Annotated in this window: 15 protein-coding genes and 1 rRNA gene; 15 read left to right on the top strand and 1 reads right to left on the bottom strand. The window is 65.7% G+C overall.

Annotated features, from left to right (window positions below; translation table 11 throughout):
- The 3 genes from rrf to ACTJLD_RS19720 all read left to right on the top strand — a co-directional run.
- Window positions 1-108, top strand: a 5S ribosomal RNA gene (gene rrf / locus ACTJLD_RS19730); the annotation flags it as partial.
- A 466-nt stretch (window positions 109-574) separates the two neighbouring features.
- Window positions 575-2,650 (top strand): molybdopterin-containing oxidoreductase family protein, encoded by a 2,076-nt coding sequence (locus ACTJLD_RS19725; protein WP_440659445.1) that lies wholly within the window; start codon window positions 575-577, stop codon window positions 2,648-2,650.
- Between the two features lie 136 nt (window positions 2,651-2,786).
- Complete coding sequence (locus tag ACTJLD_RS19720; RefSeq protein WP_027788459.1) at window positions 2,787-4,460, top strand: long-chain fatty acid--CoA ligase; 1,674 nt, start codon at window positions 2,787-2,789, stop codon at window positions 4,458-4,460.
- A gap of 280 nt (window positions 4,461-4,740) precedes the next feature.
- Here ACTJLD_RS19720 and ACTJLD_RS19715 read toward each other — a convergent pair whose 3' ends face one another.
- Window positions 4,741-5,892, bottom strand: coding sequence for a porin (locus ACTJLD_RS19715; protein ID WP_027788458.1), 1,152 nt, complete (start codon window positions 5,890-5,892; stop codon window positions 4,741-4,743).
- A 276-nt stretch (window positions 5,893-6,168) separates the two neighbouring features.
- On the opposite strand from ACTJLD_RS19715, the gene coq7 reads away from it, so the two are divergent.
- From coq7 to murC, 12 genes are all read left to right on the top strand, one after another.
- Window positions 6,169-6,795 (top strand): 2-polyprenyl-3-methyl-6-methoxy-1,4-benzoquinone monooxygenase, encoded by a 627-nt coding sequence (gene coq7 / locus ACTJLD_RS19710; RefSeq protein ID WP_027788457.1) that lies wholly within the window; start codon window positions 6,169-6,171, stop codon window positions 6,793-6,795.
- Window positions 6,796-7,181: 386 nt separating this feature from the next.
- Window positions 7,182-7,610, top strand: a complete 429-nt coding sequence (gene mraZ, locus ACTJLD_RS19705) for a division/cell wall cluster transcriptional repressor MraZ (protein ID WP_006487094.1) — start codon at window positions 7,182-7,184, stop codon at window positions 7,608-7,610.
- A 23-nt stretch (window positions 7,611-7,633) separates the two neighbouring features.
- Window positions 7,634-8,575, top strand: a complete 942-nt coding sequence (gene rsmH, locus ACTJLD_RS19700) for a 16S rRNA (cytosine(1402)-N(4))-methyltransferase RsmH (RefSeq protein WP_027788456.1) — start codon at window positions 7,634-7,636, stop codon at window positions 8,573-8,575.
- Complete coding sequence (ftsL, locus tag ACTJLD_RS19695; protein ID WP_021159919.1) at window positions 8,572-8,913, top strand: cell division protein FtsL; 342 nt, start codon at window positions 8,572-8,574, stop codon at window positions 8,911-8,913. Before rsmH ends, ftsL begins: the two co-directional genes overlap by 4 nt.
- Window positions 8,910-10,757 (top strand): peptidoglycan D,D-transpeptidase FtsI family protein, encoded by a 1,848-nt coding sequence (locus tag ACTJLD_RS19690; RefSeq protein ID WP_027788455.1) that lies wholly within the window; start codon window positions 8,910-8,912, stop codon window positions 10,755-10,757. The genes ftsL and ACTJLD_RS19690 overlap by 4 nt, the downstream gene beginning before the upstream one ends.
- A complete protein-coding gene (locus tag ACTJLD_RS19685) occupies window positions 10,754-12,292 on the top strand; it encodes a UDP-N-acetylmuramoyl-L-alanyl-D-glutamate--2,6-diaminopimelate ligase (RefSeq protein ID WP_060194644.1) in 1,539 nt (512 codons plus the stop codon). The genes ACTJLD_RS19690 and ACTJLD_RS19685 overlap by 4 nt, the downstream gene beginning before the upstream one ends.
- Window positions 12,289-13,695: a UDP-N-acetylmuramoyl-tripeptide--D-alanyl-D-alanine ligase gene (locus ACTJLD_RS19680; protein ID WP_440659444.1), complete on the top strand. Its 1,407-nt coding sequence runs from the start codon at window positions 12,289-12,291 to the stop codon at window positions 13,693-13,695. The genes ACTJLD_RS19685 and ACTJLD_RS19680 overlap by 4 nt, the downstream gene beginning before the upstream one ends.
- Before the next feature lie 16 nt (window positions 13,696-13,711).
- Window positions 13,712-14,881 (top strand): phospho-N-acetylmuramoyl-pentapeptide-transferase, encoded by a 1,170-nt coding sequence (gene mraY, locus ACTJLD_RS19675; RefSeq protein ID WP_006477019.1) that lies wholly within the window; start codon window positions 13,712-13,714, stop codon window positions 14,879-14,881.
- Between the two features lie 28 nt (window positions 14,882-14,909).
- Window positions 14,910-16,424 carry a UDP-N-acetylmuramoyl-L-alanine--D-glutamate ligase gene (gene murD / locus ACTJLD_RS19670; protein WP_124671976.1) on the top strand — a complete coding sequence of 505 codons (1,515 nt, stop codon included), beginning with the start codon at window positions 14,910-14,912 and terminating at the stop codon, window positions 16,422-16,424.
- Complete coding sequence (ftsW, locus tag ACTJLD_RS19665; RefSeq protein WP_021159916.1) at window positions 16,421-17,704, top strand: putative lipid II flippase FtsW; 1,284 nt, start codon at window positions 16,421-16,423, stop codon at window positions 17,702-17,704. Before murD ends, ftsW begins: the two co-directional genes overlap by 4 nt.
- Window positions 17,701-18,804, top strand: a complete 1,104-nt coding sequence (gene murG, locus ACTJLD_RS19660) for an undecaprenyldiphospho-muramoylpentapeptide beta-N-acetylglucosaminyltransferase (RefSeq protein WP_021159915.1) — start codon at window positions 17,701-17,703, stop codon at window positions 18,802-18,804. Before ftsW ends, murG begins: the two co-directional genes overlap by 4 nt.
- Window positions 18,801-20,198 (top strand): UDP-N-acetylmuramate--L-alanine ligase, encoded by a 1,398-nt coding sequence (gene murC / locus ACTJLD_RS19655; protein ID WP_059586549.1) that lies wholly within the window; start codon window positions 18,801-18,803, stop codon window positions 20,196-20,198. The genes murG and murC overlap by 4 nt, the downstream gene beginning before the upstream one ends.

The raw sequence follows: 20,198 nt of genomic DNA, 5'->3' as shown, positions 1-20,198 counted from the left end.
TGACCATAGCGAGTCGGTCCCACCCCTTCCCATCCCGAACAGGACCGTGAAACGACTCTACGCCGATGATAGTGCGGATTCCCGTGTGAAAGTAGGTAATCGTCAGGCTCCCTAAGCCAGAAACCCCCGCCCGAAAGGCGGGGGTTTTTGCATTTCGGCGACGGAAATGCGCGAGTGATCGGGATCGGTGGCCAGGCCGCTGCTCGAGCTGGGGCCGGGGGTGCCGATTCTCCACGACTCCCAAGTGCACCCAATCGCAACGCCTGGTTTTCCGAAATGACCGATATCATTCGCGATCCCTTGATCTATTGGTCGTATCTCCGATCAAAACCGCAACTCCCTCCTCTCCGTGTACCGATTAGCGACGTCGTGCACGATCTGCCTTCCATCGTCGACAACGCATATCGGACGGGCCATACAAACCTCCCTCGCAGATGACGCGTGGTGCAACCGAAACTACCCCGGTTTCCTCCAATCGATTTTTGGTCAGATAACCCAGAATCCGAACGAAATGAACGCTTTATTCGGCGTGTCCACGTAAAATTTGCGAACCCCCATCTAAGCACTCAAAACGATGAACGCCGCGATTCAGGTAGCCCGGGCCGTTTGCCCGCACGATTGTCCGGACACGTGCGCAATGCGCGTGACCGTCGAAAATGGCAAGGCGATCAAGGTAACGGGCGATCCTGACCATCCGCCGACGCAAGGCGTGTTATGCACGAAAGTCAGCCGATACGCCGATCGCGTTCATCATCCCGATCGCCTCACCGTTCCGCTCAAGCGCATCGGCGCCAAAGGGGAAGGGCATTTCGTACCGATCAGCTGGGACGAGGCGTTCGACGAGATCGGCCGTCGTCTCGGTGAAATCGCGGCGCGCGCACCGGAAGCGATCGTGCCGTACAGCTATGCGGGGACGATGGGGCTCGTGCAAGGGGAGGGCATCGCCCAGCGGTTCTTCCACAAACTGGGCGCCTCGCGGCTCGAGCGCACGATCTGCGCGGCGGCCGGTGCTGCGGGGTTACGGTACACATATGGCGGCAGTCTCGGTATGCATCTCGAGCATTTCGAGGAAAGCGAACTGATTCTGATATGGGGAGCGAACCCGATCGCGTCGAGTCTGCATTTCTGGACGCGTGCGCAGGAAGCGAAGCGCCGAGGCGCCCGTCTTGTCGCCATCGATCCGTACCGTTCGCTGACAGCGGAGAAGTGTCATCAGCATATTGCGTTGAAACCGGGTACCGATGGCGCGTTCGCACTCGGCATGATGAACGTGCTGATTACCGAAGACCTGCTCGATCACGACTACATCGCCAACCATACGCTCGGTTTCGACGCACTCAAGGAACGGGCGATGTCCTATCCGCCGGATCGTGTCGCGCAGATTTGCGGCATCGACGCGTCGGAGTTGATCGATCTTGCGCGTCGTTACGGCGCTACCCGGAAGGCATCGATCCGCCTGAACTACGGCATGCAGCGCGTCCGCGGCGGTGGCAACGCGGTACGGGCGATCGCAAGTCTGCCGGCGCTGACGGGGGCATGGCGCGATCGGGCCGGTGGGTTGTTGCTCTCGTCTTCGGAATCCGCGCCGGTCAACCAGGCTGCGCTGCTGCGCCCGGACTTGATGCCGGGCTGGCCGCACAAACTGCCGCGCATCATCAACATGAACGCGATCGGCGACGCGCTGTTGCACCCGGGCGATGCCACCTTCGGACCGAAGGTCGAAGCGGTGATCGTGTACAACTCGAATCCGGTGGCGGTCGCGCCGGATTCCTCGAAAGTCGCGGCGGGGTTCGCGCGTGACGATCTGTTCACGGTGGTTCTTGAGCATTTCAAGACAGATACCGCCGATTTCGCCGACATTGTGCTGCCGGCAACCACGCAGCTCGAGCATCTGGACATTCACAAATCGTACGGCCACACCTACGTGATGGCGAACCTGCCGTCGATTCCTCCGGTGGGAAACGCGCGGCCGAACACGGAGATCTTCCGCGGGATCGCGCGCAGCATGGGGCTGGACGAGCCCGCGCTCTATCACAGCGACGAAGAGGTCGCGCGCGTGGCCCTCCGCTGGGACGATCCGGCACTCGACAGTGACTGGGACACGCTGAAGCGCGACGGCTGGTTGAAACTCAAGCTGCCGGAGGCGCCGTTCGCGAACGGCGGTTTCCGTACACCGTCCGGCAAGTGCGAGTTCTACAGCCCGCGGCTCGAGCAGATGGGCGTGGACCCTGTGCCCGACTACCTGCCGCCGTTCGAATCGGCCGAGGCGGCACCCGAACTCGCCGCGCGCTATCCGCTCGCGATGATTTCGCCGCCGGCCCGTCACTTCCTGAACAGCACGTTCGTGAACGTCGACAGCCTGCGTCATACCGAAGGCGAACCGCATCTCGACATTCACCCGTCGGATGCTGATGCACGGGGCATCGCGGAGGGCGATCTCGTCCGCATCTTCAACGACCGCGGCTCGATGCAGGCGCTCGCGAGAATTACCGATCGCGCACGTGCAGGGCTCGTCGTCGGGTTGTCGATCTGGTGGAAGAAGCTGTCGCCGGACGGCAGGAACGCGAACGAGGTGACGAGCCAGGCGCTCACCGATCTCGGCAATTCGGCGACGTTTTACGATTGCCTTGTGGAAGTTGAACGCATTTGACCGAATATCACCGTATCATCCGACGAATCTCCACGGAAGTTCGAAGTGGACATCTAACCCTGTTGTATCGGGACGGGCGAGCCGTTACGATGCGTTTTAGCACGATCATTCGAAAATCCGTGAGGAGACGCGCAGTATGAACAAAATTTGGCTGAAATCGTACCCACCCGGCGTTCCAGCCGAAATTGACGCGTCTCCGTATCCCTCCGTTCCAGACCTGCTCGACGAAAGCTTCCGCCAGTACCGCGACCGCACGGCGTTCGTGTGCATGGGCAAGGGCATCACGTACGGCGAACTCGACAAGCTGTCGCGCCAGTTCGGCGCCTGGCTGCAATCGCGCGGTCTTGCGCGCGGGGCGCGCGTTGCGATCATGATGCCGAACGTGCTGCAGTACCCGGTGGCGATCGCCGCGGTACTGCGCGCGGGCTACGCCGTCGTCAACGTCAATCCGCTCTACACGCCACGCGAGCTCGAACATCAGCTGAAGGACAGCGGCGCGGAGGCGATCGTCATTCTCGAGAATTTCGCGTCGACGCTGCAGGCTGTCATCGCGAATACGAGCGTCAAGCACGTCGTCGTCGCGTCGATGGGCGATCTGCTGGGCATCAAGGGATGGCTCGTCAACTACGTCGTGCGCAACGTGAAGAAGATGGTGCCGGCCTGGCAACTGCCGTCGTTCACGCGCTTCAAGGCCGCGCTGTCGGAAGGTGCTCGGCAGGCATTCAAGGCCCAGAAGATCGGCCCCGATGACGTCGCGTTCCTGCAATACACGGGCGGGACGACGGGCGTGGCGAAGGGGGCGACGCTGCTGCACCGGAACATCGTGTCGAACGTGCTGCAGGCCGGCGCCTGGCATCATCCGGCTCACGAGAAGTTTCCGGAGGTGAAACAGTTCGTGACTGTTGTCGCGCTGCCGCTGTATCACGTGTTCGCGCTGACCGTCTGCGGTTTCCTGACGATGCGTACCGGGGGCATGGGCATCCTGATCCCGAACCCGCGCGACATCGCCGGCATGATCAAGGAGCTGAAGGGCTACCAGATCTCGACGATCCCGGCGGTCAACACGCTGTATAACGCACTGCTGAACCACCCCGAATTCAATCAGCTCGACCTGTCGAAGCTCGTGATCGCCAACGGCGGCGGCATGGCGATCCAGGAAGGCGTCGCGAAACGCTGGTATGAAAAGACCCATACGGCGATCATCGAAGGATACGGGCTGTCCGAAACGTCGCCGGTCGCGACCTGCAACCCGGTGACGGCGACCGAATACAGCGGGACGATCGGCCTGCCGCTGCCGTCGACCGAAGTGGCGATTCGCGACGATGCCGGCAACGACGTCGCGCTTGGCGAACCCGGCGAGATTTGCATCCGCGGGCCGCAGGTGATGGCCGGCTACTGGAACCGGCCGGACGAGACCGCGAAGGTCATGTTCGCGGACGGCTTCTTCAAGACGGGCGACGTCGGCGTGATGGATGCACGGGGTTACGTGAAGATCGTCGACCGGAAGAAGGACATGATTCTCGTATCGGGCTTCAACGTGTACCCGAACGAAGTCGAGGACGTGGTGGCGTCGCATCCGGGCGTGTTCGAGGTGGCGGCGGTCGGCGTGCCCGACGAGCATTCCGGCGAAGCCGTGAAGCTGTTCATCGTGAAGAAGGACCCGGCGCTCACCGACAAGGACATCCTCGCCTACTGCAAGGAGCGCCTCACTGGCTACAAGCGGCCGAAGCTGGTCGAGTTCCGTACGGAGCTGCCGAAAACGAACGTCGGCAAGATCCTGCGGCGCGAATTGCGCGACGGACGCGCGTAACGTCGCGGTCGATCGAAGGGAAAGGCCCGGCACATGCCGGGCCTTTTTGTTTGCAGCGCGGCCCCGAGGAGGTTTGTCTCCGAACGAGATTTCCTCCGGAATGGGCTTGCGGCGGCGGCCGTGCGTTTCGATGGCTGCAGAGGCAAGCGGCATGGCCCCCAACGACGAGCGCGCAACGCCCGGCGCGATTCGCCGCGCTCCGGCTTTGCGGTTCTGCCCCGCAAAAGAAAAAGGCGCCCGGAGGCGCCTTCAATATGCTGCGGCTTGTCAGGCAAGCTGATTAGAACTTGTGACGGATGCCGACGCGTGCCGCGACCTGGTTGCTGGTGCTCGAACCGGCGAGACCGTTGATCGACGCGGTTGCCTTGATCACGTCGCCGTTCGCGTCGAGCACGTTGCCCGATGCGTGCTGGTACACGCCGATCGCGTAGACGTCGGTGCGCTTCGACAGGAAGTAGTCGACGCCCAGCGAGCCTTGGTGGTACTTGGCTGCCGAGTTGCCGTCGATCTTGCTGCCTTGCGTGTAGTCGTACGCCGCGCCGAGAATCAGCGCCGGGGTCAGCTGATACTTGAAGTTGATTTCGCCGTTGTTGAACGTCGCGGTCTGGTTCACGAACGGGCCTGCCGAGAAGCCCTTGAACTTCGTGTTCGAGTACGTCGCGCCGATCGTTGCTGCACCGAACGTGTATGCGCCGCCTGCACCGATGACCTGGTACGTGTTCGCGTTGTTCGCGTACGCACCATAGATCGGCGACGAGACCGACGAGGACGCGGAACCGTTGTTGAACATGCCGCCGAACTGGTTCGGCGTACGTGCGTTCAAGTAACCGACGCCCAAGACCAGCGGGCCGTTGTTGTAGCCTGCGCCGAGCGACCAGACCTGGTTCTTCGAGAACTGGCCTGCCTGACCGCCGAAGCTGTACAGGCCGCCGAACGAGAAGCCGCCATAGGTCTGGCTCGTGAACTTGACCGCGTTGTTCACGCGATAGGCGTTGTTGAAGTTGTCGAGGTCGCCCGGGTGAGCGGCGATGTAGCCGCCCCACTGGTCGCCTGCCTCGAGCGGGCCGACGAAGTCGACGACGGAGTCGTATTGACGACCCAGCGTGACCGTACCGTACTGGCTCGACAGGCCGACGTAAGCCTGACGACCGAACATCAGGCCGCCCTGACCGAGCTTGCCGCTGTTCACGTCGAAACCGTTTTCGAGGGTGAAGATCGCCTTCAGGCCGCCACCGAGGTCTTCGGTGCCGCGCAGGCCGAAGCGGCTGCCTTGCATCACGCCGCTGGCCATGCTGTACAGGTGCTTGCCGCCCGCATTGTTGTTGAAGAGCAGGCCTTCATCGATGATGCCGTAAAGCGTCACGCTGCTTTGCGCATGGGCAGCGCCAGCGAACGCGCCCAGCGCGACGAGCGCGAGAAGCGACTTTTTCATTAACGGATCTCCAAAAATCACTGAATTTTTCTGGCGGGGCGGATAGTTATGTTCTGTTGACGGGCCCCATCAACTTCGCAAGAAGTCGCACGTAATGTAGCAAAACCGGTTTTTGCCACAAAGCGAAATGCCGCAGCTCAAGGTCGCCATGTTTCCTTTATGCAACAATGGTTAAAATCACGGGTTAACCGCAATTTCCGCTGAATAATCAAGTCGGTTACGCAGCGGACCCGTGCCATTGCCGCTCGCGGCGGCACATGCAGCCAGGAGAACAGGATGGTGTTTGATGAACTGATCAGCGAATTCGATCGCGGCCTGCGGTCGCTGACGGGCATTAGCCGGATGAGCCGGCCGGTGCCCGCGCCGGCCGAGGCGCCCGCCGTCGAACTGACGCCCGCGGAGCGTACGCATGCCGCCGGGCTGATGCGCGTGAACCACGTCGGCGAGGTCTGCGCTCAGGCGCTGTACCAGGCGCAGAAGCTCACCGCGCGCACGGCATCCGCGAAGGCGATGTTCGAGGAAGCCGCGCGCGAGGAGGAGGATCACCTCGCGTGGACCGCGCACCGCCTGAAAGAGCTCGACTCGCGCCCGAGCCTGTTGAACCCGCTCTGGTATGCGGGTTCGCTCGCGATCGGCGTGGCGGCTGGCGCGCTCGGCGACAAGGTCAGTCTCGGCTTCATGGCAGAGACCGAACGGCAGGTCGAGAGCCATCTCGAAGGCCATATGTCCGAGTTGCCGGCGGCCGATACCGCGTCGCGCGCGATCGTCGACCAGATGCGTATCGACGAGGTGAAGCACGGCAAGGCCGCCGCCGACGCAGGCGGGATCGAACTGCCGCTGCCCGCGCGAATGCTGATGCGCGCCGCGTCGAAAGTCATGACGAGCACTGCGTACTATCTGTGAGATTCGCACCGGGGCGATGCGTGACGTCGCCCCGGCTCCCTGCCGCTGATACCGCCCGTTTATTCCTCGTTTTCCCGCCCCCGAAAGCCCCGTCCGCACACCTGTCTGGCCCGTCTTTCTCACGTATCACCTTCACAAGTTGCACTAGCTCATTCATTTATAACGGTTTTTGGAATGAGGGGCAGCATGAGCATGTGCGCGTAAGTCCTTGTTCTAACTAACAAAATTCGTCAAAAAAGCGGGCCGCTCCCTTGACCGTGCCACACCCTTCCTCTAAAGTGGGAGACAGTGTGAGAAAGTGTATTTTTGTGTGATTTGGCGGGCTATTCCGGCTAAATTCTCAGCATTGAGCGGGTGCTTCGGTGCCCTGAACGGGAGAGCGGAAAGTGTTCCAAGGGGCGTCGGCGCTGACGCTCGATGCGAAAGGGCGGATGTCGGTGCCGGCTCGCTATCGCGAAGCGCTGCAAGGACAGGCAGAAGGACGGGTGACTGTGACCAAGCACCCGGACGGCTGCCTGTTGCTGTTTCCGCGCCCCGAATGGGAAGTATTCCGCGCCAAGATCGCCGCGCTGCCGATGGACGCGCACTGGTGGCGGCGCATTTTTCTCGGCAATGCGATGGACGTCGATCTCGACAGCGCCGGCCGGATTCTTGTATCGCCCGAGCTGCGCATGGCAGCTGGACTGGAAAAGGAAGTCATGTTGTTGGGAATGGGTAGTCACTTCGAGCTGTGGGATTCGCAGACCTACAACGCGAAGGAGCAGGCGGCGATGGCGCAGGGCATGCCCGACGCGCTGAAGAATTTCACGTTCTGATTGCGGTGACGGAGACGCCCGCGATGGGAAACGAATTGCGGCATCGGACGGTGCTGTTGGATGAAGCGGTCGAGTCGCTCGTGACGCGGCCGGACGGCGTTTATGTCGACGGCACGTTCGGGCGCGGCGGTCATAGCCGTGCGGTGCTCGCGCGGCTGGGGCCGGCCGGGCGGCTGATTGCGTTCGACAAGGACCCGCGAGCGATCGAGACGGCGCAAGGCATCGAGGATGCGCGCTTCTCGATCGTGCATGACAGCTTTGCATCGATGCGCGACGCGCTTGCGGCGCGCGGCGTCGAGAAGGTGTCGGGTGTGTTGCTGGACCTGGGCGTGTCCTCGCCGCAGGTGGACGATCCGGCGCGCGGCTTCAGCTTCCGCGCCGATGGCCCGCTGGACATGCGGATGGATCCGACGCGCGGCGAGTCGGCGGCGGAATGGCTCGCACGGGCTTCGGTGCAGGAATTGACGGAGGTGATACGGGATTATGGGGAAGAACGGTTTGCTTTTCAGATTGCAAAGGCGCTTGTTGCTCGCCGGGCAGAGTCCGACCGTCTTGGGCCTCTCGACACCACGGGCGAGCTTGCCCAAATCGTGGGTCACGTCGTCAAAACCCGTGAGAAGGGCAAGGATCCGGCAACCCGCACCTTTCAGGCTATACGGATTCACGTCAATCAAGAGCTTGCGGACCTGCAAGTCGTACTAGACGCGGCACTGTCGTTGCTGGAGCAAGGGGGGCGGCTGGTGGTCATCAGCTTTCATTCACTCGAGGACCGGATCGTCAAGCGATTCATGCAGGCGCACGCGAGTGCGCCTGCGGTCGATCGTCGCCTGCCGATCCGCGCCGTCGACCTCCCGAGCCCGCCGCTCAAGATCATCAGCCGCCAGTTTCCGAGTGAAGCGGAAGTCGCCGCGAACCCGCGCGCCCGCTCGGCCGTGATGCGCATTGCGGAGCGCGTCACGCCATGAGCCGCTTCAATATCTTCCTGCTGATCATCGTGATGGGCTGCGCGCTGTCGGTCGTCAATTCGACGAACCAGCAGCGCCAGATCTTCATCCAGCTGCAGCGCGCGCAGTCGCAGGAGCGTCAGCTCCAGCAGGACTACGCGCAGCTTCAATATCAGCAGAGCGCGCTGTCGAAGACGTCGCGTATCGAGCAGCTTGCGAACGATTCGCTGAAGATGCAGCCGATCTCGACCGGCCGCACGCAATACCTGACGCTGCCGCCGGGCGCGGCGAAGGCGATCGATGCGCCGATCCCGGCATCGGCGGACACGGCCGGCAAGGGCAAGGGAGGCGCGCGATGAAGCCGTCCCAGAAGCGCCAGAACGTGAAGTTCTCGTCGAGCCCGGTGCTGGGCGTGCATCTGCCGATGTGGCGCTCGAAGCTCGTCGTGTTCCTGCTGTTCATGGCATTCGTCGCGCTGGCCGCGCGCGCGTTCTGGATCCAGGGGCCCGGCAACGCGTTCTACCAGAAGCAGGGCGAAAGCCGCTACCAGCGCACGCTCGAGCTGCCGGCGACGCGCGGCAAGATCCTCGACCGTAACGGGCTCGTGCTCGCGACGAGCCTGCCCGTGCGCGCGATCTGGGCGATTCCCGACGCGGTGCCGGACGATCTCGATGCCGACAAGGTCAACCAGCTCGGCAAGCTCCTCGGCATGACGTCGAAGGAACTGCGCGTGAAGCTGTCGGAAGACAAGGGTTTCGTCTACGTGAAGCGCCAGGTGCCGATCGACGTCGCGGACAAGGTTGCCGCCCTCGACATTCCCGGTATCTATCAGCGCAACGAGTACAAGCGCTTCTATCCGGAAGGCGAGATCACCGCTCACCTGATCGGCTTCACGAACGTCGAGGACGAAGGGCAGGAGGGCGTCGAGCTCGGCGACCAGAAGATGCTGTCCGGCACGTCGGGCGTGCGTCGCGTGATCAAGGACCGGCTGGGGCACATCGTCGAGGACGTCGCCGAGCAGATCCCGCCGCACAACGGCACCGACGTCGACCTGTCGATCGACAGCAAGATCCAGTACATCGCGTACGCGAACCTGAAGGCTGCCGTCGAGAAGTTCAAGGCGAAGGCCGGCGCGGCGATGGTCGTCGACGTGCGCACCGGCGAGGTGCTCGCGCTCGTCAACTACCCGACGTACAACCCGAACGACCGCTCGCGCATGACGGGCGAGCAGTTGCGCAACCGGATCATGACCGACGTATTCGAGCCGGGCTCGATCATGAAGCCGTTTACGGTGTCGCTCGCGCTCGACCTGCACCGCGTGACGCCGAACACGCTCGTCGAGACGGGCAACGGGCATTTCGTGCTCGACGGCGCACCGATCACCGACGACGCGGGTTTCGGCACGCTGACGGTCGGCGGCGTGATCCAGAAGTCGAGCAACATCGGCGCGACGAAGATCGCGATGACGATGCGGCCCGAGGAAATGTGGAATATGTATACGAGCATCGGCCTCGGCCAGGCGCCGAAGGTCGGGTTCCCGGGCGCGGTGGCCGGCCGCCTGCGTCCGTGGAAGAGCTGGCGTCGCATCGAGCAGGCGACGATGTCGTACGGCTACGGCCTGTCGGTGTCGCTGTTCCAGCTTGCGCGCGCGTACACGGCGATCGCGCATGACGGCGAGCTGATGCCTGTGACCATTTTCAAGACAGACCCCAATCAGCCGGTCGTGGGCACGCAGGTGTTCAACCCGACCACCGCGCGCGAAGTGCGCGCGATGCTCGAAACGGTGGTGGCGCCGGGCGGCACGTCGCCCGATGCGGCCGTGCCGGGCTATCGCGTCGGCGGCAAGAGCGGTACCGCGTACAAGCATGAGGGGCACGGCTACACGCGCAAGTACCGCGCGTCGTTCGTCGGGATGGCGCCGATGCCGAATCCGCGCATTGTCGTCGCGGTGTCGGTCGACGAGCCGACCGCCGGCAGCCACTTCGGCGGCCAGGTGTCCGGCCCCGTATTCTCGGCGATCGCCGGCGACACGATGCGTGCGCTGAACGTGCCGCCGAACATGCCGATCAAGCAACTCGTCGTGTCTGACGATTCGCCGGCAGCACCTTCCGCAGCGGGGCCGCAAAAGCTGGCCGCAGGTGGCGGTGCGAAGCATATGATCGTGTCCAGCACGACGCGTAATTCACCAGGAGTTGTTCGATGAGCGCCGCTCGCAGTTCCCATCCGGCGCATCAGCAGATCGCAGCCGCGCTTGCGTGGCTGCATCAGCATGTGGCCCCCGCAGCGCAACTGCATGCCGACACGCGCAGCCTCAAGGCCGGCGACGTGTTTTTTGCCTATGCGGTCGACGGGGCCGACAACCGCGCTTTCATTGTCGATGCCGTCGCGCGCGGTGCGGCCGCCGTACTGTATCAGCCGGAAGGGCTGGCCGCGGCGCCGGCGGTGCCCGTTGCACTGGCCGTGCCGGCGCTCGACCAGCTCGCCGGCGAGATCGCCAGCGGCTGGTACGGCAATCCGAGCGACAGCCTGCTTGCGGTGGGCGTGACCGGCACGAACGGCAAAACTTCGTGCACGCAATGGATCGCCGCCGCGCTGACGGCGCTGCACCAGCCGTGCGCGGTGATCGGCACGCTCGGCACCGGGATGCCCGGCCAGCTCGTGCCGACGGGGTTCACGACGCCCGACGCGCCGCAGCTGCAGCGCAGTCTCGCGCAGTTGCGCGACGCGGGCGCGAAGGCCGTGGCGATGGAAGTGTCGTCGCACGCGCTGCACCAGGGGCGCGTGAACGGTACGGGTTTCGACATCGCGGTGTTTACGAACCTCACGCAGGACCACCTCGACTATCACGGCACGTTCGATGCGTACGAGGCCGCGAAGGCGAAGCTGTTCGCGTGGCGCGGCCTGCGCGCGGCAGTCGTCAACCGCGACGATGCAGCCGGTCGGCGCCTGCTCGAGAAGCTCGCCGGCCGCGTGCGTACGATCGCGTACGGGATCGGCGACGCACCGGCGCCTGACGCCGATCGCGAGCTGGTCGCACTCGACGTGCGCGCCACCGCGACCGGCACGGCGTTCCACCTGCGTTCGTCGTGGGGTGAAGCGGACGTCGAGGTCGGCACGCTCGGCACGTTCAACGTCAGCAACCTGCTCGCGGTGCTCGGCTCGCTGCTCGCGGCCGACCTGCCGTTCGACGCGGCGCTCGCCGAGATCGCGCGGCTCGAGTCCGTCAACGGACGGATGCAGCGGCTCGGCGGCCGGCTGCAGAACGACGAACCGCTCGTCGTGATCGACTACGCACACACCCCCGACGCGCTCGAAAAGACGCTCGACGCGCTGCGTCCGATCGCCACGGCGCGCGGCGGCCGGCTCGTCTGCATGTTCGGCTGCGGCGGCGATCGCGATGCGACGAAGCGCCCGCTAATGGGTGCGATCGCGGAGCGGCTCGCCGATGAAACCGTCGTCACGAGCGACAACCCGCGCAGCGAGGATCCGCAGCGCATCATCGACCAGATCGTCTCGGGCATGACCGCGGCCGATCACGCACGTCGTATCGAGGATCGCGCGAGCGCGATCCTGCAGGCCGTGCGCGGCGCCGCACGCGAGGATGTCGTCGTGCTGGCCGGCAAGGGCCATGAGGGCACGCAGGAAATCATGGGCAAGAAGCGTACGTTCTCCGACCAGGATCACGCGCGGCTCGCGCTGGCAGCGCGCGCGACGCACGGCAAGGGAGGCGCCGAATGACGATGCTCAGTCTCGGCGAAGCCGCTCGCCTGATTCCCGGCGCAACCGTCCACGGCGATGCGGGCGTCACGTTCGACCGCGTGTCGACGGACAGCCGCACCGTCGGCCCCGGCGACCTGTTCGTCGCACTGAAAGGCGAGCGCTTCGACGCGCACGACTTCCTTGGCGATGTCGCTGCGCGCGGTGCGGCGGCGGCGCTCGTCGCGCACGTGCCGGCGGGCGTCACGATGCCGGCGATCGAAGGCGGCGAAACACGTGCCGCGCTCGGCGCACTGGCACATGGCTGGCGCAAACGATTCGCGCTGCCGCTCGTCGCGGTGACGGGCAGCAACGGCAAGACGACCGTCAAGGAAATGATCGCGTCGATCTTCGCGGCGGCGGTCGGCGCCGACGCGCGGCTCGCGACGGCCGGCAACCTGAACAACGACGTCGGCCTGCCGTTGACGCTGCTGCGCCTGTCGGCCGCACATCGTCTCGCGGTGATCGAGATCGGGATGAACCATCCGGGCGAGACCGAAGTCCTCGCGCGTCTCACGGCGCCGACGGTCGCGCTCGTCAACAACGCGCAGCGCGAGCACCAGGAATTCATGGCGACGGTCGAAGCGGTCGCGCTCGAACATGCGGCCGTGATTCACGCGCTCCCGCCGGACGGCGTTGCGGTGTTCCCGGCCGACGACGCGTATGCGGGCATCTGGCGCGTCGCGGCGACCGGCAACCGGATCCTCGATTTCGCGCTGCACGATGCCGAACGGCAGAACGACGCGCAGGTCACGGGCCGTCTTCACGGCGGCGAACTCGCGATCGATACGCCCGCGGGCGCCGTCACGATGCGGCTGCGCGCGCTCGGCGAGCACAACGCGCGCAACGCACTGGCCGCCACGGCCGCGGCGCTGGGTGCCGGCGTCGCGCTGTCGGCGATCAAGCAGGGTCTCGAATCGTTCGAGCCGGTCAAGGGCCGGCTGCAGGTGAAGCAGGCGATCGCGGGCAGCCTCGCGGGTGCGACGGTCGTCGACGATACGTACAACGCGAATCCCGATTCGATGCGTGCCGCGATCGACGTGCTCGCCACGCAACCGGCGCCGCGCGTGCTGGTGATCGGCGACATGGGCGAGGTCGGCGACGAAGGGCCGGCATTCCATCGCGAGGTCGGTGCATACGCGCGCGAGCGCGGGATCGACGCGCTGTTCGCGCTCGGCGACGCATCGCGAGATGCGTGCACGGCGTACGGCGACACGGCACGCCACTTCGACGACGTCGGCGCGCTTGTGGCGGCGCTGCTCGCGGCCGGTTACGGCGCGCAGGCGACGCTGCTCGTGAAGGGCTCGCGGTACATGAAGATGGAGCGCGTGGTCGACGCGCTGACGAACCAACCCGCGGCGGGCACGGCGCCCGCTGCACACTGAGTAGAAGGAAGGAAGCATGCTGCTGGCGCTGGCGCAATGGCTGCAAGGAGACGCAAGCTTTTTGCGCTTGTTCACGTACCTCACGTTCCGGGCGGTGATGGCCACCATCACCGCGCTCGGGATCGGGCTCGTGTGCGGACCGTGGGTGATCCGCAAGCTGACGCAAATGAAGGTCGGTCAGGCCGTGCGCAAGGACGGCCCGCAGACGCACCTCGTCAAGTCCGGCACGCCGACGATGGGCGGCGTGCTGATCCTGATCGGCATCGCGGTCGCGACGCTGCTGTGGGGCGACCTGACGAACCGTTTCATCTGGATCGTGATGCTCGTCACGTTCGGTTTCGGCGTGATCGGCTGGGTCGACGATTACCGCAAGGTCGTCCACAAGGACCCGCGCGGGATGTCGTCGCGCGAGAAGTATTTCTGGCAATCGGTGATCGGGCTGTTCGCCGCTGTCTACCTCGCCTTCAGCGTGTCCGAGGCGAACAACGTGCGCGTGTTCGACCTGTTCATGGCGTGGGTGAGGAGCGGCCTGTCGATGGGGCTGCCGGCACGCGCCGACCTGATGCTGCCGTTCCTGAAGTCGATCAGCTATCCGCTCGGCGTGTGGGGTTTCATCGTGCTGACGTACTTCGTGATCGTCGGCGCGAGCAACGCGGTGAACCTGACCGACGGCCTCGACGGCCTCGTGATCATGCCGGTCGTGCTGGTCGGCGCGTCGCTGGGTGTGTTCGCGTACGTGATGGGCAGTGCGGTCTATTCAAAATACCTGTTGTTCCCGCATATCCCGGGCGCGGGCGAACTGCTGATCTTCTGTTCCGCGATGGGCGGGGCAGGGCTCGCGTTCCTCTGGTACAACACGCACCCCGCGCAGGTGTTCATGGGCGACGTCGGCGCGCTGGCGCTCGGCGGCGCGCTCGGCACGGTCGCGGTGATCGTGCGCCAGGAAATCGTGCTGTTCATCATGGGCGGCATCTTCGTCGCGGAAACGCTGTCGGTGATGCTGCAGGTGTCGTGGTTCAAGTACACGAAAAAGCGCTACGGCGAAGGGCGGCGCCTGCTGAAGATGGCGCCGCTGCATCACCATTTCGAATTGTCCGGCTGGAAGGAAACGCAGGTGGTCGTGCGTTTCTGGATCATCACGCTGATGCTGTGCCTGTTCGGTCTGACCACCCTCAAGCTGCGGTAAAGGAAAGGTAACAAGGATGTCTGGCGAGATGTTTGGAGATCGGCAACGGCCGATGGTGCTCGTACTGGGGCTCGGGGAATCGGGTCTCGCGATCGCGCGATGGTGCGCGAGGCACGGGTGCCGGCTGCGCATTGCCGATACCCGCGAGGCGCCGCCGAACCTTGCCGCGCTGCAGGCCGAAGGCATCGATGCGGAGTTCGTCGGCGGGGCGTTCACGCCTGCGCTGCTCGACGGCGGCATCGAGCTCGTCGGGCTGAGCCCCGGGCTGTCGCCGCTCGAACCGGCGCTCGCGGCGCTGGTCGCGGCCGCGAACGAGCGCGGCATCGCGGTGTGGGGCGAGCTGGAATTCTTCGCGCAGGCGCTGCGTGCGCTCGGCACGAGCGGCTACCAGCCGAAGGTGCTCGCGATCACGGGCACCAACGGCAAGACTACGACGACGAGCCTCACGGGCCTGCTGTGCCAGCGCTCGGGCAAGAAGGTCGCGGTCGCGGGCAACATCAGCCCGGCGATGCTCGACCGGCTCGCCGGCGCGATCGACGAAACCGCGCTCCCGGACGTATGGGTGCTCGAACTGTCGAGCTTCCAGCTCGAGACCGCGCGCACGTTCGCGCCCGATGCGGCCGCGATCCTGAACATCACGCAGGACCACCTCGACTGGCACGGCAGCTTCGAAGCGTACGCGCAAGCAAAGGGGCGGATCTTCGGCGCGACGACGACGCGCGTGCTGAACCGCGACGATGCGGCCGTGATGAAGTTCGCGCCGGCAGCCGGCGCGGCCGACGCGCCGCGTACGGTCACGTTCGGCCTGAACGAACCGGTGCAGGACGGCGACTACGGTCTGTCGCGCGACAACGGCATCGCGTGGCTGGTGGAAGCCGTCGATCGCGATGCACCGGACGAAGCGGCGACGACGAGCCGCCGGCGCAAGCGCGATGCCGCGCACACGCCCGACATCGCGCAGAAGCGCCTGATGCCGGCCGACGCACTGCGTATCCGCGGGCTGCACAACGCGGCGAACGCGCTGGCCGCATTCGCGCTCGCACGCGCGATCGACCTGCCGGCCGCGCCGCTGCTGCACGCGCTGCGCGAGTACCGCGGCGAAGCGCATCGCGTCGAAGTGATCGCGACGATCGACGACGTGGACTACGTCGACGACAGCAAGGGCACGAACGTCGGCGCGACGGTTGCCGCGCTCGACGGGCTCGCCCAGAAGATCGTGCTGATCGCGGGCGGGGACGGCAAGGGCCAGGACTTCGCGCCGCTGGTCGCGCCGGTCGCGCGCTGGTGCCGCGCGGTGATGCTGATCGGCCGTGACGCGCCGGCGATCCGCGACACGCTCGCCGAAACGGGCGTGCCGCTTGCCGACCACGCGACGCTCGAAGGCGCGGTGCACGCGGCGGCCGACCTCGCCGAGCCGGGCGATGCGGTGTTGCTGTCGCCTGCATGCGCGAGCCTCGACATGTTCAGGAACTACGCCCATCGCGCGGATGTGTTCCGCGCGGCGGTCGACGAAATCGCCATCGACAAAGGAGCGACGCCATGAGCTGGTCCGATCGCCTCGTCTCCCGTTTCAACGATCGGCGCGACACCGGCGGCAATGCCGCGGGCGGCCGCGTCGCGTCGGCCACGCGCGCCGCGACCGGCGGCCTCGCGAGCGTCGTCAACGGCGTGCGCCCGAGCCGTTCGCGGATGCTCGACTTCGACTACTCGCTGCTGTGGGTCGCGATCGCGCTGCTCGGGCTCGGCGTCGTGATGGTGTATTCGGCGTCGATCGCGATGCCCGATTCGCCGAAATACGCGGCGTATCACGATTACGCGTTCCTGATGCGCCACTGCGTATCGCTCGTCGTCGCGTTCATCGCGGCGGTGATCGCGTTCCGGGTGCCGGTGTCGACGTGGGACAAATACGCGCCGCATCTCTTCCTGATCGCGCTGGTCGGCCTCGTGATCGTGCTGATCCCGCACGTCGGCAAGGGCGTGAACGGCGCGCGCCGCTGGATTCCGCTCGGCATCACGAACATGCAGCCGTCGGAAATCATGAAGCTCGCGGTGACGATCTACGCGGCGAACTACACGGTGCGCAAGCAGGAATACATGCAGAGCTTCGCGAAGGGCTTCCTGCCGATGGCGTTCGCGGTCGGCCTGGTCGGTGCGCTGCTGCTGCTCGAGCCGGACATGGGCGCATTCATGGTCGTCGCGGCGATCGCGATGGGCGTGCTGTTCCTCGGCGGCGTGAACGGCAAGCTGTTCGGCGGCCTCGTCGCGACGGCGGTCGGCACCTTCACGATGCTCGTATGGCTGTCGCCGTGGCGTCGCGAGCGGATCTTCGCGTACCTCGATCCGTGGGACGAGCGCTACGCGCAGGGCAAGGCATACCAGCTCACGCACTCGCTGATCGCGTTCGGACGCGGCGAGTGGTTCGGTGTCGGCCTCGGCGGCAGCGTCGAGAAGCTGAACTATCTGCCGGAAGCGCATACCGACTTCATCCTCGCGGTGATCGGCGAGGAACTTGGTTTCGTCGGCGTGCTGGTCGTGATCCTGCTGTTCTACTGGATCGTGCGCCGCGCGTTCGAGATCGGCCGTCAGGCACTCGCACTCGATCGCACGTTCGCGGGCCTGATGGCGAAGGGCATCGGCATCTGGTTCGGCGCGCAGACCTTCATCAACATGGGCGTGAACCTCGGGCTGCTGCCGACCAAGGGCCTGACGCTGCCGCTCGTGAGCTACGGCGGCTCCGGCATTCTGCTGAACTGCGTGGCGCTCGCGGTGCTGCTGCGGGTCGACTATGAAAACCGGGTGCTGATGCGCGGGGGGAAGGTATGACCGCGTCGCAACGCACGCTGATGGTGATGGCAGGCGGCACCGGGGGCCATGTGTTCCCGGGGCTCGCGGTCGCGCACCGGATGGAGGCGGCGGGCTGGCGCGTCGTGTGGCTCGGCAATCCGGCCGGGATGGAAGCGACGCTCGTGCCGAAACACGGCATTCCGATGGAATACGTGCGGTTCGGCGGGCTGCGCGGCAAGGGCCTGAAGACCAAGCTGACGCTGCCGTTCAACCTGCTGCGCGCATGCGGGCAGAGCCTCGCCGCGCTGCGCCGCGTGCGGCCCGACGTCGTGCTCGGGATGGGCGGCTACATCACGTTTCCGGCGGGTGTGATGACGGCGCTGTCGGGGCGTCCGCTCGTGCTGCATGAACAGAATTCGATCGCGGGCCTGACGAACAAGGTGCTCGCGAAATTTGCGAAACGCGTGCTCGTCGCATTCCCCGGCGCGCTGCCGCACGCGGAATGGACCGGCAACCCGATTCGCGCGGAACTTGCCGGCACCGAAGCGCCCAAAGCACGCTACGCGTCGCGCAGCGGCCCGCTGAACGTGCTGGTCGTCGGCGGCAGCCTCGGTGCGGCCGCGCTGAACGAAGTCGTGCCGCGCGCGCTGGCGATGCTGACGCCGGGTGAACGCCCGCGCATCGTGCATCAGGCCGGCGCGAAGCACATCGACGCGCTGAAGGCGAATTACGAAGCGGCCGGTTTCGCGGCCGGCGAAGACGTGCGGCTCGTGCCGTTCATCGACGACATGGCGGCCGCGTATGCGGCGGCGGATCTCGTGATCTGCCGGTCGGGCGCGATGACGGTGTCGGAGATCGCGGCGGTGGGCGTGGCGGCGCTGTTCGTGCCGTTCCCGTACGCGGTCGACGATCACCAGACGAGCAACGCCGCGTTCCTCGCCGATGCGGGCGCGGCCGTGCTGGTGCAACAACGCGACCTGTCGGCGGAACTGCTCGCCGACTGGCTGCGCGGCCAGTCGCGGGCATCGCTCGCGGACATGGCGGAACGTTCGCGCTCGCTGGCGAAGCCCGAGGCCACCGACGAAGTCGCGCGCGTGTGCGCGAAGGCGGCCGGCGCGAACCTGGAAATATTGCAATGAAACATATCGTCAAACACATTCATTTCGTCGGGATCGGCGGCGCGGGCATGAGCGGCATCGCCGAAGTGCTCGTCAACCTCGGCTACGAGGTCAGCGGCTCGGATCTCTCGCGCAACGCGGTGACCGATCGTCTCCAGGCGCTCGGTGCACGGATCGCGATCGGCCACGACGCGGCGAACATCGAGGGCGCGAATGCGGTCGTCGTATCGACGGCCGTGCGCTCGGACAACCCGGAAGTGCTGGCCGCGCGCGCGAAGCGCGTGCCGATCGTGCAGCGCGCCGTGATGCTCGCCGAGCTGATGCGCCTGAAGCAGGGCATCGCGATCGCCGGCACGCACGGCAAGACCACGACCACCAGCCTCGTCGCGAGCGTGCTCGCCGCAGGCGGCCTCGACCCGACTTTCGTGATCGGCGGCCGGCTGATCAGCGCCGGCGCGAACGCGCGGCTCGGCACGGGCGATTTCATCGTCGCCGAGGCCGACGAGTCGGACGCGTCGTTCCTGAACCTGTATCCGGTGATCGAAGTCATCACGAACATCGATGCCGACCACATGGACACCTACGGCCACGATTTCGCGCGGCTCAAGCAGGCGTTCATCGAATTCACGCAGCGCCTGCCGTTCTACGGCAGCGCGGTCGTGTGCGTCGACGATCCGAACGTGCGGCAGATCATCCCGTTCATCTCGAAGCCGGTCGTGCGCTACGGGCTGTCGCCGGACGCGCAGGTGCGCGCGGAAGACATCGACGCGCGCGACGGCCGGATGCATTTCACGGTGATCCGCGAAGGGCGTGCACCGCTCGCGGTGGTGCTGAACATGCCGGGTCTGCACAACGTGCAGAACGCGCTCGCGGCGATCGCGATCGCGACCGACCTCGGCGTGACGGATGACGCGATCCAGCAGGCGCTGGCCGAATTCAACGGCGTCGGCCGGCGTTTCCAGCGCTACGGCGAGGTGCCGACCGCGGACGGCGGCCAGTACACGCTGATCGACGACTACGGCCATCACCCGGTCGAGATGGCCGCGACGATCGCGGCCGCGCGCGGCGCGTTCCCGGGGCGTCGCCTCGTGCTGGCGTTCCAGCCGCACCGCTACACGCGCACGCGCGATTGCTTCGACGATTTCGTCAACGTGCTGTCGACGGTCGATGCGCTGGTGCTGACGGAAGTCTACGCGGCCGGCGAGGCCGCGATCTCGACCGCCAACGGCGACGCGCTGTCGCGCGCGCTGCGCGGGGCAGGAAAGGTTGACCCGGTGTTCGTCGCGACGGTCGACGACGTGCCGGACGCATTGGCGAAGGTCGCGCAGAACGGCGACGTGGTGATCACGATGGGCGCGGGTTCGATCGGCGGCGTGCCGGCGAAGGTCGCGCAGCACACTCAACAGAAGGCATGA

It is taken from the genome of Burkholderia sp. 22088, from assembly GCF_052045915.1.
Taxonomy (GTDB): domain Bacteria; phylum Pseudomonadota; class Gammaproteobacteria; order Burkholderiales; family Burkholderiaceae; genus Burkholderia; species Burkholderia cepacia.
Note: the sequence above shows the minus strand (reverse complement) of the source record. Positions and strands in the feature narration are given on the sequence as shown.

Coding starts and splice junctions, on each gene's coding strand:
- ACTJLD_RS19725 (WP_440659445.1), top strand. CDS start 575: ATGAACGCCGCGATTCAGGTAGCCCGGGCCGTTTGCCCGCACGATTGT.
- ACTJLD_RS19720 (WP_027788459.1), top strand. CDS start 2,787: ATGAACAAAATTTGGCTGAAATCGTACCCACCCGGCGTTCCAGCCGAA.
- ACTJLD_RS19715 (WP_027788458.1), bottom strand. CDS start 5,892: ATGAAAAAGTCGCTTCTCGCGCTCGTCGCGCTGGGCGCGTTCGCTGGC.
- coq7 (WP_027788457.1), top strand. CDS start 6,169: ATGGTGTTTGATGAACTGATCAGCGAATTCGATCGCGGCCTGCGGTCG.
- rsmH (WP_027788456.1), top strand. CDS start 7,634: ATGGGAAACGAATTGCGGCATCGGACGGTGCTGTTGGATGAAGCGGTC.
- ftsL (WP_021159919.1), top strand. CDS start 8,572: ATGAGCCGCTTCAATATCTTCCTGCTGATCATCGTGATGGGCTGCGCG.
- ACTJLD_RS19690 (WP_027788455.1), top strand. CDS start 8,910: ATGAAGCCGTCCCAGAAGCGCCAGAACGTGAAGTTCTCGTCGAGCCCG.
- ACTJLD_RS19685 (WP_060194644.1), top strand. CDS start 10,754: ATGAGCGCCGCTCGCAGTTCCCATCCGGCGCATCAGCAGATCGCAGCC.
- ACTJLD_RS19680 (WP_440659444.1), top strand. CDS start 12,289: ATGACGATGCTCAGTCTCGGCGAAGCCGCTCGCCTGATTCCCGGCGCA.
- mraY (WP_006477019.1), top strand. CDS start 13,712: ATGCTGCTGGCGCTGGCGCAATGGCTGCAAGGAGACGCAAGCTTTTTG.
- murD (WP_124671976.1), top strand. CDS start 14,910: ATGTTTGGAGATCGGCAACGGCCGATGGTGCTCGTACTGGGGCTCGGG.
- ftsW (WP_021159916.1), top strand. CDS start 16,421: ATGAGCTGGTCCGATCGCCTCGTCTCCCGTTTCAACGATCGGCGCGAC.
- murG (WP_021159915.1), top strand. CDS start 17,701: ATGACCGCGTCGCAACGCACGCTGATGGTGATGGCAGGCGGCACCGGG.
- murC (WP_059586549.1), top strand. CDS start 18,801: ATGAAACATATCGTCAAACACATTCATTTCGTCGGGATCGGCGGCGCG.